Origin of the sequence: Janthinobacterium sp., from assembly GCF_009923995.1 — a bacterium.
Lineage (GTDB): Bacteria > Pseudomonadota > Gammaproteobacteria > Burkholderiales > Burkholderiaceae_D > Janthinobacterium.
The window spans coordinates 1-16,265 of sequence record NZ_RFSK01000089.1; the positions used below are offsets into that span (position 1 = coordinate 1).

Genomic DNA, 16,265 nt, shown 5'->3' on the forward strand with positions numbered 1-16,265 from the left:
TGCTTTCGCGCTATCGACAAAGCGTTGTGTTTGTCAGCTGCGAAGAAGAAAGAGTATGAAGCGTTTAGCTCGTTTCGTCAACCTTCTTTTTTCACCCTGCTTTACTCGGCATTTACATGCGTCGTTCAGCGAGGGGGCGAATTATAGCCAAGGGCTGCCGGCCCCGCAAGGGCTATTTTTCCGCCCCTCTTGAAACAGCCCTGGCACCGCACTTGCTTAGACCAACATACGTACCGACCGCCGATGGGAGCAACTCTGGGCCAGGCAGCAACACCGGGGACAGCCCGGCTCGCTTTGCTTTGCTCCCATCTGTAACAGGTGCTACATTATGGAACACTCTCGATATTCAAAAGAGCGCCGCAGTACAGGGCCCAACGGAGGCAACGAGATCATGTATCAACCGTCAGCTACTTACCGTAGCGCACCGTTTTCGTCTATTGCAGATGCGAACACCTCACCAGCAGGACAGGACAACGTTCCTGTCATCATTGAAACCTCCCATCAGCGTTCCGTCGCCTTTGGCCTGTCGCCCACGGCCACGCCCGACTTTACGCCGGCCGGCAAATCCGACCTGTCCTTGCTCATCGAGCAAAACCGCATGCTGCACACGCACGCGCTGCCGGCCATGGAAACTTTGTACCAGCAAATCGTCAACACCCACAATATGGTGATTCTTACGGATGCCAACGGCGTCATCGTGCATTCCCTGGGCGACGATGACTTCCTGGAGAAAGCCAACCGGGTCGCCTTGCAGCCGGGCGTGGCATGGTCGGAACAAAGCCGCGGCACGAATGCCATCGGCACGGCCATCACGGAAAAAGTACCGACTTTGGTCCATGCGGACCAGCACTACCTGGCCGCCAACCATTTTCTGACGTGCTCCGCCGCGCCGATTACCGATCACCGCGGCAACGTCATCGGCGTGCTGGACGTCTCCAGCGACCAGCGCAGTTTCCACAAGCATACGATGGCCCTCGTGCGCATGTCGGCGCTGATGATCGAAAACCAGCTGTTTTCCGCCACCTTCGAGGATGCCATCACCGTGCACTTCCACGCGCGTCCCGAATTCATCGGCACCTTGATGGAGGGTATCGCCTCGTTCACGCCCGGCGGCCGGTTTTTATCGGCCAACAAGAATGGCTTGTTCCAGCTGGGCCTGTCCTTTGCCGCATTGCAATCACACACGTTCAGCTCCCTGTTCGGCTTGCCCGTGTCCGCCCTGTACGACCATTACCGCACGGCATCACCCGGTTTGCTGAACCTGTGCATGCACAGCGGCGTGCGCGTGTATGGCCGCGCGCAGTTGCGGCTGTCCAATAGTGTCTTCCAGCATGGTTTTGCCGCCAGCACGGACCATAGCGATGTCAACGCCACCCCGGTCCAGGTTCCCGCCTCGGCCAGCCATGCGGCCAACGCGGCGCGGCGCCTGTCCGGCCTGCGCTACCTGCGCACGGGCGATCCGCAGCTGGAACTGGTGATCGAAAAGGTCAACAAGGTGCTGGGACGCGACATTCCCATCCTCGTCATGGGCGAAACGGGCACGGGCAAGGAACTGCTGGCGCAAGCCATCCACAACGATTCGCCACGGGCCATGGGACCGTTTATTGCCGTCAATTGCGCATCGATTCCGGAAACCCTCATCGAGTCCGAGCTGTTCGGCTATGAAGACGGGGCATTTACGGGCGCGCGCAAGAAAGGGGCGATAGGCAAGATTTTGCAGGCGAACGGCGGCACCCTCTTCCTCGATGAAATCGGCGACATGCCTTTCGGCCTGCAGGCGCGGCTGTTACGCGTATTGCAGGAGCGCATGGTCACACCCCTGGGCAGCAGCAAATCGATCACCGTCAACGTGGAACTCATTTGCGCCACGAATCACAACTTGCGCGAACGCATGGCCAAGGGCCTGTTCCGCGAAGACCTGTATTACCGCCTGAACGGCCTGGTCGTCAAACTGCCGCCGCTGCGCGAACGCACGGACCTCGATACGGTCGTGAAAAAGATCCTGGCGACGGAAGCGCCCGACACGCGCTACACGGTGGCGCCGGACATCCTGCGCATGTTTCACCAGCATAAGTGGCCGGGCAACTTCCGCCAGCTGACCAATCTGTTGCGCACAGCCATCGTCATGGCCGGTGACGAGCATGAAATCTGTTTGCGCCACATGCCCGATGATTTCCTCGACGATATTGAGATGACGCAAGCGACTGCCGCCAGCGCCAACACGGACCGCATGATCGCCGCCGGCGCCAACCTGGAAGAAATGGAACAGAGCGTGATCCTCAAGTCGCTCGATGCCCACGGCGGCAACGTCTCGGCCACGGCGCGGGCCCTGGGCGTGTCGCGCAACACGATCTATCGCAAGGTGCCGCATCTGAAATAGCCTAGAGTAGACGGGGAAAGCCGGGCGACATCTCACGCCGGCCCCGCTTGTCGATGGTCATCAGGTCGATCCCGTCCATCCGCGCGGCCAAGGCATGCGCGCGGGCGGCTCCCGTCACCATGAAGGTCGTCGACAAGCCGTCGGCCAGCAAGCCCGTGGGCGCCAGCACGGTGACGCTGGCCAGTTCGCCCGGCGAATCCCCCTTCGCGGGATCGAAGATATGGTGATGCACGAAGTCGGGCGTGAACGTGCATTCGTAGTCGCCGGACGTGGCCACGCTGCGCCCTTCCACTTTCAGGGTGGCCGCCAGGATTTCGCCGTCGCGCGGGTCCTGGATGCCCAGGGTCCAGGGACGCCGCACGCCACGCTGGCCGCGCGCGATGAATTCCCCCGTATCGAGCAGCGCGTGCCGAATGCCGCGCGCCTGCACGGCCGCCAAGGCCAGGTCCGCCGCGTAGCCCTGCGCCAGGCCATTCAGGGTCAGCGCCATGCCGGGTTGCAGAAAACGCACTTCGCGGCGATCCCACGCCAGCTGCCGCCAGCCTACCCGCGCCTGCGCCGCGCGGCGCAAGGTGTCCGCCGGCAGGCTGGCCCGGTCCGCCGCCGCACGGAACAGCTGCCACAAAGGTTGCACGGTGATGTCAAACGCCCCGTCGCTCCAGCGCGACAAGGCTTGCGCCTGGGCCAGGACGGCCAGCAGATGCGCATCTGGCCGGGCCAGGCGGCCATCGCGGTTCAGCTGGAAGACTTGGCTGGCCGGGCTGTATATGCTCATCAGACGGTCGATGTTCCTGGCCGCATGCAAGGCATCTTCAATGGCCAGCTCGGCCTGACGCTGGTCATGATGCAACACGGTGACGGCGATGGTCGTGCCAAACGCCAGCGCGGCACCGCGATAAGGCCGCACGCCGCATGCCGTGACCGTGCCGCGCGCCATGCTGCCAGGCAAGGACAAGCCCGCCATGCCGGCGACGCTGCCGATCGCTGCGGAAAGAAAGGTTCTACGCTGCATTACTGCTCTCCTCTGCCGTGGCCCGGACGATGGGGATGGTGCGGGCACGCTTGATTTCCAGCATCAAGGGCGCGCATTTCTGGTCGCTGGCATGAATCACCACACAATCCATGCATTGAAAACACTCGCCATAATCGACTTTCCCGCTAGGCGCGATGGCGTGATACTCGCAGCGGTGGCGGCAAGTCTGGCAGGGCGTGCCGCACTCCTGGCGACGGGGAATCCAGTTGAACAGGCGAAACTTTCCCAGCAGCGCCAGCGCCGCGCCAAACGGGCACAGATAGCGGCAAAAGAATTTATAGGAAACACTACTGAGCAGCAGCAAGCCCGCGGCATACACGACAAACGGCCAGGCACGCACGAAATTCAGGGTAATCGCCGTCTTGAACGGTTCCAGCTCCACCAGCTTGTCCGTGATCTGGCTGGAAAAAAAGCTGCTGCCAAGAATGGCTGCCAGCAAGCCATACTTGATCCATTTCAAGCGGCCGTCCAGGCGCGGCTTGATCTTCAACTGCGGCAAGCGCAGCCACTGGCCCAGCTTGCCCGTGAATTCCTGCAACGCGCCGAACGGACACAGCCAGCCGCAGAACGTGCCGCGCCCCCAGATCAGCAGGCTGAGCAGCACGAAAGCCCACAAAATCACCGTCATCGGATCGAACAGGAAAAAGCCCAGGCTGCGTCCCGCCAGCAGCGCCTGGATGGCACCCGTGAGATTGACGATCGACAACTGCCCCTGAGCGTAATAACCGATGAAAGCGATGGTAAATAGAAGGAACAGGCGGCGGAACCAGACGAATCGCCGTCCATCGCGCACCAGGCGTTTCTGGCTGGCCAGCGCGCCGGCCAGCAGCGCCAGCCCGGCCAGCAACACCATCAGTTCCACCTGGCGTCCCTGCCACGTGCCGCGCCAGCTGGCATCGTCACCTTGCGGCGCCGTGTAAAAATCTGCCGGCAAGCGGTAGCTGAAATCCACGTTGCGCGCGATGCGTTCCGGATACACGATGCCCTTGCTGCGCGTAATCGGCATGGTAAACGCCAGCGGACTGGCGACATCGAGTCCCGCCTGGCTGATGACGCGCAATACGGCGATATTTTCCGTCGGCAATGGCCCCGCATCGGACAGGTTCAATTCCAGGTCCAGGTCGCGCATGTCGATGGGCAAGCCATCCTGCTTCAGCAGCAGCCGGTCCGGCACCGTGCCGCGCACGAAATCGTCGCCCAGCACGCTGTAGCGCCCGCGCGACATGACGAGGATGGCATGGTCGCCGTCGTCGAGGCGGTTGCGCAGCTTGTTCCAGCTGCGTTCCGTCAAGAGATTGCGCCCCACGGCCGGCACAGAAACATACGCCAGGTAGAGGTCGATGAACACATCATCCGGCGCGCGCGTGGCGTCCGCATCGAGTCCCGCGCCGGGACTGCCGGCAAACAGGGCTTCCACGTCCTTGTTACTGAGACGCACATGCTGGATCAAGCCCTGCGCGAGCATTTGCTCCACGCTGAGTTTCTTGAATACATCCATGCGGATGCGCGCGATCTGGCCGGGATCGCGGCCTTGCGCGAAACCGAGTTTTTTGCGCGACACTTTCAAGGCGGCCGCCAGCACGCTCTGGTTGATGATGCGCACGGAAGCCGTCGCCTTGGACACGCCATCGATATCGGCGTGGGTGGCATCAGTTGCCCGTTTCGTCCGGGCACCGATGGCGATGTTCTGCTTGAGCGACAGTCCCTGGTACTGCTTGACGAACTGGAACAACGGCGCTTCGCCCAAGCCATCGAGAAACACGGGTTCGTGCTGCGACAGGACGGCGACGTCCAGAAAACTGCCTTGCGGATTGATGGCGATCAATAGATTGACGGGAACGCCGGAAAAGCCGGGAATGGGCGCCAGGTCCACGGACTCGAAGACATAGCCAACGAGCTCGGTGGCCGTGGCGTTCTGCTTGAACAGGGGCCAGACGGGCAAGTCGGCTTCCTTCTCGCCCACCACCAGCGGCGCGGGGAAGCGCCGGGCCAGTTCCGCCTTGGTGAGCACGCCCGCCCATGCCTGTCCCAGGATAAACAGGAATAGCCAGCATCCGATGAACAACCGCAGTATCCGCATGCACTGTGCTCCGCGCGGCGCCGCTACCTCCGGCGCCGCATTCATTGGTTAGAAGAAAATGATGCCGCCCAAGGACACGCCATTCATCTTCGCCTCGCCGCCCGCAAACCCCTTCGAGCGCGTCTGGCCCAGCTCGCCCACCAGGGTGATGGCACTGTTGAGCGAGTAATACGCACCGAGGGTCAGGTTGGCGTTCGACTTCAAGCCGCCCGTGCCGGCCGTGTTGTCGTCGTTCTTGCTGATGCCGTAGGACAAGCCCAGTTTCAGCTTGTCCGTCGTTTTATACGTGCCTTGCAACAGCCAGTTCTTTGACTTGGTATCGCCCTGGTCCGCATCGGACAGGATGCCCAGCCCTTTGCCGCCCTGGAAATTGACCAGCACGCCAGCCGGGCCCATCTGATATGAGCCGCCCACTTCCACGCCGCGCATGGTCAGGTCATCGACACCTGGCGTTTTCGACGTGAATTTCTGCGACTTCACGCCCAGCCAGGCTTTCAAGCCGTCCTGCGTATACGTCAGCTGCGCCTGCACTTGCGGGCTCGACTTTGAGGAATAGGTCGAGCCTGCCACGATGGGCGTGTCCGACACGGGGCTGACCAGCGCCACATCGGCGCCAAAGCCACCCGACTTCGGCGAGCTGTACATGATCTGGCCATAGTTGCCCAGATAGGTGTAGCCGGCGCCGATATGGCCCAGGGTCACCCGGCCCCGCTGCGTGGCCTGCACGGGTGCGCCCGAGCCCAGCAAGGTCATGTCGGACAGGATCGCGTTCGCGCCGAAGATGCCGTAGTCGCGGCCCAGCTTGAAAGTGCCCATCTGTTCATTGCCAAACGTAAAGAAGGCCTGGCGCACATCGACCACGCTGTTCTGGCTGATGGCGCTGTCCGTGGCCGTCGAGTTGTAGATGCCGATCAAGGCTTTCACGTCATACTCGCCCAGGCGCGACGAGGCGGAAGTGATCAATCCATTCGGCAACAGGCCATTGCCGATCGTGGTGCGGTCCTTCTCGCCGCCGCAACCGAGCGCCTGGCCGCCCAGCGCCAGCCCGCCCACGGCGTCGCCCGAACACGACACTTGCGTGTAATAGGCGTTGACGATGCCGCCCACCGACACGGTCCAGTCGCCAGCCTTGATATCGACGGCGTGCGCCTGTCCCACCGCTGCGATTGTCATGATACCGAGGCTCCCCAGCTTGATCAATGTGTTCATTTCTTCTCCTCTTTCTTCTCTGTTTTTAGTGTGCACATCAGTGATTGATGTACCTCAAGCTTTGGCAATAAGCGTGCCCAGCGGGACTCAGAGGGAGAAGGAGAAAAAGCCCATTTAAGCTGTGCAGCGGCGGATCAATCGCCGCCGCCGGTGTTCCTTTTTTGACCGCCAGCGCGCGGACCAGACCACCGTGTAAACAAAAAACTGACGGCCTGGGCCGTCAGCAAAAAGAAAGCGCCCGCCTGTTACAACCGTTCAGACAGGGAGACACCCATCCGACTGGAGCGGGCGCTTCACCCCGTTACTTCGATGCCAGCTTGAAGACCCACACGGAGCCGCCCTGTTCCAGGAAGTTGACTTTCTTCGCCACTTCGCCACCCCACAGCGGCACCGCGCCGCCCCAGCCGGAAACGACAGCCACGTATTGCGTGTCGCCATCCTGCCAGGTGACGGGAGGCGCCACGACGCCGGAGCCCGTCTGGAATTTCCACAGTTCCTTGCCCGTCTTCGCATCGACGGCTTTCAGGAAGCCTTCCGGCGTGCCGTAGAACACGAGGTTGCCGGCCGTGCTCATCACGCCGCCCCACAGCGGCGCGTTGTTCTTGATTTCCCAGACGATCTTGCCCGTCTTCGGATCGACGGCGCGCATGGCGCCGATGTAGTCGTCAAACAGGGGCTTGATGGTGAAGCCCGCGCCGAGGAAGGCACCGCCCTTCTTGTAGCTGATCGGCTCGTTCCAGATATCCATGCCCCATTCGTTCGCGGGAACGTAGAACAGCTTGGTTTGCGGCGAATACGCCATCGGCATCTGGTTCTTGGCACCGAGGAAGGCGGGCGCGGCAAACACGGTCGTGCCCTTCTTGCCTTCTTCTCCCTTGGTCGGGTCGCCAGGACGGCCGGCGGCGATGAAATTCGGCCGGCCCGTCTTCAGGTCGATGCTGCTGGCCCAGGTGATTTTCTTCACGAACGGGAAGGCATTCTGCAGCTTGCCCGTGTTGGCGTCGATGACATAGAAGAAGCCGTTGCGGTCGGCCTTGCCGCCGTAGCGCTTGCCATCCATGTCGAAGGTGACGAACTCGTTGGCGCCGTCGAAATCCCAGGCGTCGTTCGGCGTGTTCTGGTACGCCCACTTGATCTGGCCCGTTTTCACGTCCAGCGCCACGGTGGACGACGAGTACAGGTTGTCGCCGGGACGCAGATGGCTGTTCCACGGCGCCGGGTTGCCCGTGCCAAAGTACGCGAGCTTGGTTTGCGGATCGTAGGTGCCCCCCATCCACGTCGAGGCGCCGCCCGTTTTCCACAGGTCGCCCGGCCACGTTTTATTTGCCGTGCCGGACACGCCGTTGTCGATGGCCTTGCCATCCTTGTCGTAGCGGTGGCCCATATGGCCCTCGACCGTCGGACGGCTCCACACCAGGTCGCCCGTCATGGGGTTGCGCGCCTCGACCCGGCCGACGATGCCAAATTCCCCGCCCGACACGCCCGTCAGCAGCAAGCCTTCGGCGATCAGCGGCGCGGCCGTCATCGAGTAGCCGGCCGCATAGTCGTCGACCTTCTCCTTCCAGACGATCTTGCCCGTGTTCTGGTCCAGCGCCACCAGGTAGGCGTCCAGGGTGCCGAAGATCACCAGATTGCCGTACAGGGCCGCGCCGCGGTTGACCACGTCGCAGCATGGCATGATGCCGTCCGGCAAGCGGTGTTCATATTTCCACAGCTTGGCGCCCGTTTTCAGGTCGATGGCGAAGATGCGCGAATACGAGGCCGTGACGAACATCTTGCCGTTGTGAATCAACGGCTGCGATTCCTGGCCCCGCTGCTTTTCCCCGCCAAACGAGAACGACCAGGCCGGCACCAGCTTGGCCACGGTCTTGTCATTGATCTGCGTCAATGGCGAATAACGCTGGCCCTGCGTGCCCATGCCGAACGACAGGACGCTGGCCGGATTCTTTGCCGTGCTGTCGAGCATGGCGGTGGTGACATTGCCCACGTCGGCCGCCTGGGCCAGCGTAGCCATGCCCAAACCGATGAGTATCCCCATGATTTTTTTCTGCACAATCATCTCCCTCTGTTATTAGTATGTGTGTGTAACGCTCAGCTGCTTTTTTTGCCGTGTTCATGCGGCTGGGCATGCAGCAAGGCGCACTCTTCATCGGTGAACAGGCGCGAGCGCGTCAGGAAACGCTTGCCCGTACCGTTGTCGAGTGAAAACATGCCGCCATTGCCATCGACCACGTCGATAATCAACTGGGTATGCTCCCAGTACTCAAATTGCTCGAGTCCCATGTAGAACGGTGTGCCATTCAAATTGCCGAGATAGATATCGGTATCGCTGACATCGAACTCGCCCAGCGCGTAGCACATGGGCGTACTGCCGTCACAGCAACCGCCCGACTGGAAAAACATCAGCGGACCGTGACGCTCGCGCAACTTGTCCATCATTTCCAGCGCCGCATCGGTGGCGACCACCCTGGCAATTGCTGCACTCATGGCATCCCTTTCTGCGCGCCGCGCCCTGGAAGGCGCGGCGCCTGTTGCCGATTTAGAAGAAGCCCAGGGCTTTCGGGCTATAGCTCACCAGCAAGTTCTTCGTTTGCTGGTAGTGGTCGAGCATCATCTTGTGGTTTTCGCGGCCGATGCCCGATTGCTTGTAGCCGCCGAATGCGGCGTGGGCCGGATACAGGTGGTAGCAATTGGTCCACACGCGGCCCGCCTGGATGGCGCGGCCGACGCGGAAGGCGCGCGAACCGTCGCGCGTCCACAGGCCGGCACCCAGGCCGTACAAGGTGTCATTGGCAATGGCCAGCGCTTCGGCCTCGTCCTTGAAGGTGGTCACGGACACGACGGGCCCGAAAATCTCTTCCTGGAAGATGCGCATCTTGTTATTGCCCTTGAACACGGTCGGACGCACGTAGTAGCCGCCTTCCAGGTCGCCCGCCTGCGTGTTGCGCTCGCCGCCGGCCAGCACTTCGGCGCCTTCCTGGCGGCCGATGTCGAGGTAGGACAGGATTTTTTCCAGCTGCTCCTGCGAAGCCTGGGCGCCGATCATGGTGGCCGAGTCGAGCGGATTGCCCTGCTTGATGGCCGCCACACGCTTCAGGGCCCGTTCGATGAATTTCTCGTAGATCGATTCCTGGATCAGCACGCGCGATGGGCAGGTGCACACCTCGCCTTGATTCAGCGCAAACATCGTAAAGCCTTCCAGGCACTTATCGAAATAATCATCATCCGCATCCATCACGTCTTCAAAGAAGATGTTCGGCGACTTGCCGCCCAGTTCCAGCGTGACGGGAATCAGGTTTTGCGCGGCATAGCCCATGATCAGGCGGCCCGTACCCGTTTCGCCCGTGAAAGCGATCTTGGCGATGCGCTTGCTCGAGGCCAGTGGCTTGCCCGCTTCCAGGCCGAAACCGTTGATGATGTTCAGCACGCCTGGCGGCAGCAGGTCGCCGATCAGCTCGATCAACACCATGATGGATGCCGGCGTCTGCTCGGCCGGTTTCAGGACGACGCAATTGCCGGCGGCCAGGGCCGGTGCCAGTTTCCATACGGCCATCAGGATAGGGAAATTCCACGGAATGATCTGCCCCACGACGCCCAGCGGCTCATGGTAGTGATAGGCATAGGTTTCCGCATCGATTTGCGCGACGGAACCTTCCTGCGCGCGGATGCAGCCGGCAAAATAACGGAAATGGTCGATGGCCAGGGGAATGTCGGCATTCATCGTCTCGCGGATCGGCTTGCCGTTGTCGATGGTTTCCGCCGTGGCGATCAGGCTCAGGTTCTGCTCGATACGGTCGGCGATGCGGTTCAGGATGTTGGCGCGCTCGGCCGGCGACGTCTTGCCCCACGCATCCTTGGCCGCATGGGCCGCATCCAGCGCCAGTTCCACGTCTTCCGTCGTGGAGCGGGCGATTTCGCAAAATGGCAAGCCCGTGATGGGCGTCACGTTGGGAAAGTATTCACCTTTTACCGGGGCAACGAATTTGCCGCCGATGTAATTGTCATAGCGTTGCTTGAAGGGATTGGCCACGCCCAGTTTGCTGATGTCTGCGAGATTCATGTCGTCCTCTATCGGGTTAATTAGAATGGAGTTGCTTTAATAAAAATCAAACGTCCTGGTACAGATGGGGTGAGTACACGGTGTCTTCCGCAAATGCCGTGCCAGCTCGCCATCCCACTACAAACTTAGCCGGTTTTACCCTTGTTACAAGGGCGTGGCGTCAATACCGGCGCGCTTTTCGCCCATACGCCCGAGCCGGATCGATGCTGGCTTGCTGTTTGCGTTTTGAACACGGCGGCGGGGTGCTGTTCCAATCCGGGCCAGCCTTGTTGCCGCGCCCCTGCGCCGCTGCACAATGGAACAGGTGTACCAGACTGGAACACCTGCTCTGTACCACTACCGAATTACCACCCCCCATGGCAATTCACCCACGGCAATATCGGCCACCTTGCGCGCGCTGGCCGTGTCGATGACGGACACGCTGTTGGAGCGCCCATTGGCCACGTACAGTTTGGTCCCGTCCGGCGTGATGGCCATGTTCCACGGGCGTTTGCCGACGGCAATGGTGGCCGTCACCTGGTGGCTGGCCGTATCGATCACCATCACCGTGCCATCGATGCCGTTCGAGACATACACTTGCTTGCCGCCGGGATGGACCACGATGCCGTTGGCGTTCTTACCCGCGGGAATGGTGGCGATGGCCTTGCGCGCCGTCATGTCGATCACGTAGACGGCATTGACCAGTTCGCAGGCCACGTAGGCCAGGCCGGAATCGGGGCTGAAGCCGATGCCGCGCGGACGCAGGCCCACGGCGACGGACGCCACCTGGCGGCGTTGCGCCACATCAATGACATCGACTTGCTCGGCCTCTTCCGCGCTGACCAGCAGCCAGCGCCCGTCCGGGCTGAAGACGGCGTGTTCCGGATTGCGTCCCTGCACTTTGATATCGGCCAGCAAGACGCCCGTCTGGCCATCGAGCAAGGCCACGCTGTTGTTTTCCTCGACGGCCACGGCCACCAGGCTGCCGTCGGGGGAAGCGCTGACGCCTTCGGGCGACTTGCCCAGCGCGACCTTGCGCAAGGGTGCGCCAGCATCGTTATCGATCAGCAGCAAGGCACTGCTGGCGGCGTCCGTGACAAACAATTGCCGTCCGGTGGGGTCGGCAGCGATGCCGCGCGGGCGCTTGCCAGCCGCGATCTGGCGCACGACCTGGTCGGTCGCCGTATCGATCACGCTCAAGGTGCCCGACTTTTCATTGGGCACGTAGGCAAACGGGGCCGCCTGGACGGCCGTGCAGGCAAGCGCAGGCAACAACATCCAAGCCTGGCGCAAGCGGAAGAGAAAGTTGGGCATAATCACCTTTTCAATGGAAACACACAGGAAGAGCGCGCGGGAGCGGCGCAAGTGACGATGCCTGCATGCAAACGCCGTGCCACTGACAGGCGTATAATTTCCGCCCACCAATGGAGACATGGCAGGCATATTGCTTGACACAACTATGCAGACCTGCGCCGCGCACGCGACCAAGCAGGCTTTTATTCACATTGGAGAACCCGCATGCAGCATCGTTTCCGCCTGAACACCATCGCCAGCCTGTTTGTCGCCGGCAGCGCCACTTTCGCTCCCCACGTCTTTGCCGCCGAGGTCGCTGACCCCGTCAATGGGCAACTCATGGATACGGTGGTCATCAGCGGCAGCCGCATTGCCCATCCCAGCCAGGAAGTGCCGGCCTCCATCGACGTGGTCGACAGCGCCCGCATCCAGGACGGCCAAATCCGCGTGAATGCGTCGGAAGCGCTGGCCGCCGTGCCGGGCCTGGTGGTGCAGAACCGCCAGAACTATGCGCAGGACTTGCAGATCTCGTCGCGCGGCTTCGGCGCCCGCTCGGCCTTCGGCGTGCGCGGCGTCAAGCTGATCAGCGATGGCATTCCCGCCAGCATGCCCGATGGCCAGGGCCAGGCTGCCACCTTCAACCTCGATACGGCCGAGCGCATCGAAGTGCTGCGCGGACCGTTCTCCGCCATCTACGGCAACCACTCGGGCGGCGTGATCCAGCTGTTTTCCAAGGATGGGCAGAATCCCCCTTCCGTCGAACTGAATGTGACGGGCGGCAGCTACGGCACCAGCAAGGTGGACCTGTCGGCGCAGGGCCAGGCGGGCGGCATCGGCTACGTGCTCGACGGTTCCCGCTTCCGCACGGACGGTTTCCGCGACCACAGCGCCGCCACGCGCGAACAGGCGTTCGGCAAGATCACGGTCAAGCCCACGGCGGACAGCAAGCTGACCATCGTCGCCAATAGCCTGCACCAAGGCAACACGCAAGATCCGCTGGGCGCCACCTGGGCGACCTTTGCCGCGAACCCGCGCGCCGGCGAAATCGATACGACGGACACGCAAAATCCGAAACGCACCCTGGCCGAGCGCTACAACACGCGCAAGAGTATCGACCATCAGCAAATCGGCGCCACCTATGAGCAATCGTTCGGCGACGACCGCCTGCACGTGACGGCCTACGGCGGCAACCGCGACGTCATCCAGTATCAGGCATTCACCAAGGGTTTCCAGGCGCCGGCCAGCCATTCGGGCGGCGTGGTCGATTTCCAGCGCCAGTTCTACGGCATCGACACCAACTGGCTGCACGTGAACCAGCTGGCTGGCGGCAAGCTGAGCACCACCATCGGCATCGACTATGGCCGCTCCAGCGACGACCGCACCGGCTATGAAAATTACATCGGCAACACGTTTGGCGTGAAAGGCAAGCTGCGCCGCGACGAGCAGGATATCGTCTCCAGCCTCGATCCGTATATCCAGGCGGAATGGCAAAGCGGACCGTGGCTGCTCAGCGCAGGTTTGCGTTACAGCAAGATGAAAGTGGCCGTCGACGACCATTTCCTCAGCAACGGCAACGATAGCGGCAGCCTGGAATTCAGCCACACGACGCCGGTGCTGGGCCTGCTGTATAAACTGACGCCGGACGTCAACGTCTACGCCAGCGCCGCGCGCGGCTTCGAAGCGCCTACCTTGAACGAATTGTTTTACTCGGGCACGGGCGGCGGTTTCAATTTCAACTTGAAACCAGCCACCAGCACCAACCTGGAAGCGGGCGTCAAGGCCAGGATCGCCAACAACACGCACGTGAACGCAGCCTTGTTCCAGATCAAGACCAACGATGAACTGGTGGTGGACAGTTCCAGCGGCGGGCGTACGAGCTACCGCAACGCGGGCAAGACCTTGCGTCAGGGCATGGAATTATCGCTGGACTCCAGCCTGCCGTACGGTTTCACGACGAAAGTGGCCCTCACCAGCCTGCACGCCGTGTATGACCAGGCCTTCGGCGCCGTGCGCGAAGGCAGTCGCCTGCCGGGCGTGCCCAGCGCCAACCTGTTCGCGGAACTGGCCTGGAAGGACACGCTGGACCGCTTCGGCGCTGCGCTGGAAAGCGTGGCCAGCAACCAGGTCTATGCGGAAGACAGCAACAGCGAAAAACCGGCGCCCGGCTACACGGTATTCAATGCGCGCTTCAATGCCAAGCAAAATGCAGGCAGCTGGCGCTTCAAGGAATTTGCCCGCCTGAACAATCTTTTTGACAAGACCTACGTGGGCTCCGTCATCGTCGGCGATAGCAACAAACGCTACTACGAGGCGGCGCCGGGGCGTAACTGGTTGCTGGGTGTCAGCGCCCAATACTCGTTTTAAGCACAGCTGAGAAAAGGTCCATGGCCCGGTTGCATTGATTTTTGCCGCCTTCGGCCATGTGCCTTGCCCTGAACATTTTTCAGGCGCTCTCATGAAAAAAAAAGCCCGCGCGTCTTCCGATGCGCGGGCTTTTTTTGTGATGAGCATGGCCTGTTATGGGCGCGCTTCCTTCACGCCATATTTCTCGAAGATGGCTTTCAATTCGCCGCTGGCCGCCATTTCGTTCATGGCCGCCTGCAGCAGCTTGGCCACATCGAGCTGCTGGCGGCTGACGGCAAGGCCCACGGCCCAGCCCGCACGCGGCAGCCGCGCGAACGCCACCTCGCTCAGGGGGAAGGCGGGATCGCTTTTCAACACCGATTCGATCTCCGAGCGATTCGCCAGCACGGCGTCGAGCTGGCCCGCCTGCAATTGCTGCAAGGCTTCCGCCGCCGTATCGAAAATACGCACATCATCGCGGTATTTGCCATTATCTTCCCCCAACATCAGCATGGCGGCAATCGACACCTTTTCCACGCCGATGCGCTTGCCGGCCAACGAAGCGACGCCATCGAATTGCGGCACGGCATGCGCGCTGCGGGCGAGCCGCACCGTTTCCACGTAATACGGTGCAAAGATTTCCACCTTATCGTTGTCTGCCATCAATTTCTTATCGACCGGCACGTGCAGCATCACGTCGGCAGGACCATAACCGAGGTAATGGCCCTTCCACACCATATTGCGCAAATCGTCGTTCAGGTTTTCGCCGGCGGGAAATGGCAGCAAGCTCAGTTTCAGCCCCAGCTTTTTCGCCAGCGCTTCGGCAATATCGATGTCGATGCCCACGCCCCTGTGGGAAAACGGGGCAAACTCGTTATACACAGCCACTTTCAGGCTGCCCGACTGCTGCACTTTCTGCCAGTCGGCACGCGCCGGCGCGGCTGCGCACAGCGCCAGGCAAGCGAGCGAGATCATCGCGCGCGCACCCCGGAGTTGAAATGAACGCATGGGACTCCTTTGTAATCAATCGTATCAGTTAGATTTAATTGGATTCGCGGCGCGTTTCGAGATAAGTCTTGATGGCCCACATGGCTTCCTGGTTGAACACACCCTCGAACGGCGGCATGTACACGGCGCCATTGCGCACTTTACCGTGACGTATCGTGGTCAGGTAGTAATTGTCCGTCTCCTTGTAGCAAGCCTGTTTCTTTGTCTCATTCTTGATACCGAAGCAATCGCGATCGAGCTGGCGCAAGTCGGGGGCGATGCCGCCCGAAATGGCTTCGATGCCATGGCAGCGCGCGCAATTCTGGTTGTAGGCCGACGTGCCCACCGTCAAGGCCAGCTTGTTGCCCCGATACGGGTTTTGCTCGAGCCACTTGTCGCCCACCTTGGGCAAGCCCGTGGTGTCGACGCCTTGCGGCGTGACATTGCCGTGCGCATAGGCATGCGGCAAGGTCAGCAAGGAAGTGAGGGCGACGGCGCCAGCGGCGGCAACGCCGAGCAGGGTACGGATGGAATAGGTCATGCTGGTCTCCTTGGTTTTTTTAGTGAATATCCAAGAAGAGCAAATGCCGTGCCATGCATACATGCCCCATAGCGGGCCTGCCATGTATCAATTTGGAACAGCTGCAACAGCCATTTGTGTCACCGTGCGCGCCAGGCGCCGGGGAGCGTGCAGATGCTGGCCTGCTCCTGTTGCTCGAAAGTGATACGCACAGGCAAAACCTGGCAATCTCATTGGCATTCCTTGGCACCTGCTGCGAGGCATTGCTGTAGCTCAAGGAATCGTCTGATGGCGAAGAACCGTGTTAGCAAACAGCACAGGAGCGGAGGGATGGCCTGATTTATCGCGGAAGTTAAGCGACGTTACACGACAAAGGCAGCG

General features: G+C 61.4%; 11 protein-coding genes. 2 read left to right on the forward strand and 9 right to left on the reverse strand.

The genetic code is table 11. The features are described from left to right. Nucleotides 1-391 precede the first annotated feature (391 nt). Nucleotides 392-2,380, forward strand: a complete 1,989-nt coding sequence (locus EBS11_RS26235) for a sigma-54-dependent Fis family transcriptional regulator (protein ID WP_290608064.1) — start codon at nt 392-394, stop codon at nt 2,378-2,380. A 1-nt stretch (nt 2,381) separates the two neighbouring features. Here the strand turns inward: EBS11_RS26235 and EBS11_RS26240 are convergent, their stop codons facing one another. The 7 genes from EBS11_RS26240 to EBS11_RS26270 form a co-directional block, all read right to left on the reverse strand. Next, complete coding sequence (locus EBS11_RS26240) at nt 2,382-3,392, reverse strand: FAD:protein FMN transferase (RefSeq protein WP_290608070.1); 1,011 nt, start codon at nt 3,390-3,392, stop codon at nt 2,382-2,384. Further along, on the reverse strand, nt 3,382-5,493 hold the full coding sequence (locus EBS11_RS26245) for a 4Fe-4S binding protein (protein WP_290608075.1): 2,112 nt from the start codon (nt 5,491-5,493) through the stop codon (nt 3,382-3,384). Before EBS11_RS26245 ends, EBS11_RS26240 begins: the two co-directional genes overlap by 11 nt. 48 nt (nt 5,494-5,541) lie before the next feature. After that, nucleotides 5,542-6,702, reverse strand: a complete 1,161-nt coding sequence (locus EBS11_RS26250) for a porin (RefSeq protein ID WP_290608077.1) — start codon at nt 6,700-6,702, stop codon at nt 5,542-5,544. Nucleotides 6,703-7,003: 301 nt separating this feature from the next. Continuing rightward, nucleotides 7,004-8,740, reverse strand: a complete 1,737-nt coding sequence (locus tag EBS11_RS26255) for a PQQ-dependent methanol/ethanol family dehydrogenase (RefSeq protein ID WP_290608079.1) — start codon at nt 8,738-8,740, stop codon at nt 7,004-7,006. Nucleotides 8,741-8,793: 53 nt separating this feature from the next. Further along, nucleotides 8,794-9,189: a DUF779 domain-containing protein gene (locus tag EBS11_RS26260; RefSeq protein ID WP_290608081.1), complete on the reverse strand. Its 396-nt coding sequence runs from the start codon at nt 9,187-9,189 to the stop codon at nt 8,794-8,796. 52 nt (nt 9,190-9,241) lie between these two features. After that, entirely contained in the window at nt 9,242-10,762 is a 1,521-nt protein-coding gene (gene adh / locus EBS11_RS26265; protein ID WP_290608083.1) for an aldehyde dehydrogenase, read from the reverse strand. Between the two features lie 336 nt (nt 10,763-11,098). Then, a complete protein-coding gene (locus EBS11_RS26270) occupies nt 11,099-12,055 on the reverse strand; it encodes a beta-propeller fold lactonase family protein (RefSeq protein WP_290608085.1) in 957 nt (318 codons plus the stop codon). A gap of 204 nt (nt 12,056-12,259) precedes the next feature. On the opposite strand from EBS11_RS26270, the gene EBS11_RS26275 reads away from it, so the two are divergent. Then, on the forward strand, nt 12,260-14,398 hold the full coding sequence (locus tag EBS11_RS26275) for a TonB-dependent receptor (RefSeq protein WP_290608086.1): 2,139 nt from the start codon (nt 12,260-12,262) through the stop codon (nt 14,396-14,398). Between the two features lie 153 nt (nt 14,399-14,551). On the opposite strand, the gene EBS11_RS26280 is transcribed toward EBS11_RS26275, so the two are convergent. Then, nucleotides 14,552-15,385 carry a transporter substrate-binding domain-containing protein gene (locus EBS11_RS26280; protein WP_290608088.1) on the reverse strand — a complete coding sequence of 278 codons (834 nt, stop codon included), beginning with the start codon at nt 15,383-15,385 and terminating at the stop codon, nt 14,552-14,554. Nucleotides 15,386-15,419: 34 nt separating this feature from the next. Beyond that, nucleotides 15,420-15,905, reverse strand: a complete 486-nt coding sequence (gene pedF / locus EBS11_RS26285) for a cytochrome c-550 PedF (protein ID WP_035824926.1) — start codon at nt 15,903-15,905, stop codon at nt 15,420-15,422. Nucleotides 15,906-16,265 lie beyond the last annotated feature (360 nt).

Coding starts and splice junctions, on each gene's coding strand:
- EBS11_RS26235 (WP_290608064.1), top strand. CDS start 392: ATGTATCAACCGTCAGCTACTTACCGTAGCGCACCGTTTTCGTCTATT.
- EBS11_RS26240 (WP_290608070.1), bottom strand. CDS start 3,392: ATGCAGCGTAGAACCTTTCTTTCCGCAGCGATCGGCAGCGTCGCCGGC.
- EBS11_RS26245 (WP_290608075.1), bottom strand. CDS start 5,493: ATGCGGATACTGCGGTTGTTCATCGGATGCTGGCTATTCCTGTTTATC.
- EBS11_RS26250 (WP_290608077.1), bottom strand. CDS start 6,702: ATGAACACATTGATCAAGCTGGGGAGCCTCGGTATCATGACAATCGCA.
- EBS11_RS26255 (WP_290608079.1), bottom strand. CDS start 8,740: ATGGGGATACTCATCGGTTTGGGCATGGCTACGCTGGCCCAGGCGGCC.
- EBS11_RS26260 (WP_290608081.1), bottom strand. CDS start 9,189: ATGAGTGCAGCAATTGCCAGGGTGGTCGCCACCGATGCGGCGCTGGAA.
- adh (WP_290608083.1), bottom strand. CDS start 10,762: ATGAATCTCGCAGACATCAGCAAACTGGGCGTGGCCAATCCCTTCAAG.
- EBS11_RS26270 (WP_290608085.1), bottom strand. CDS start 12,055: ATGCCCAACTTTCTCTTCCGCTTGCGCCAGGCTTGGATGTTGTTGCCT.
- EBS11_RS26275 (WP_290608086.1), top strand. CDS start 12,260: ATGCAGCATCGTTTCCGCCTGAACACCATCGCCAGCCTGTTTGTCGCC.
- EBS11_RS26280 (WP_290608088.1), bottom strand. CDS start 15,385: ATGCGTTCATTTCAACTCCGGGGTGCGCGCGCGATGATCTCGCTCGCT.
- pedF (WP_035824926.1), bottom strand. CDS start 15,905: ATGACCTATTCCATCCGTACCCTGCTCGGCGTTGCCGCCGCTGGCGCC.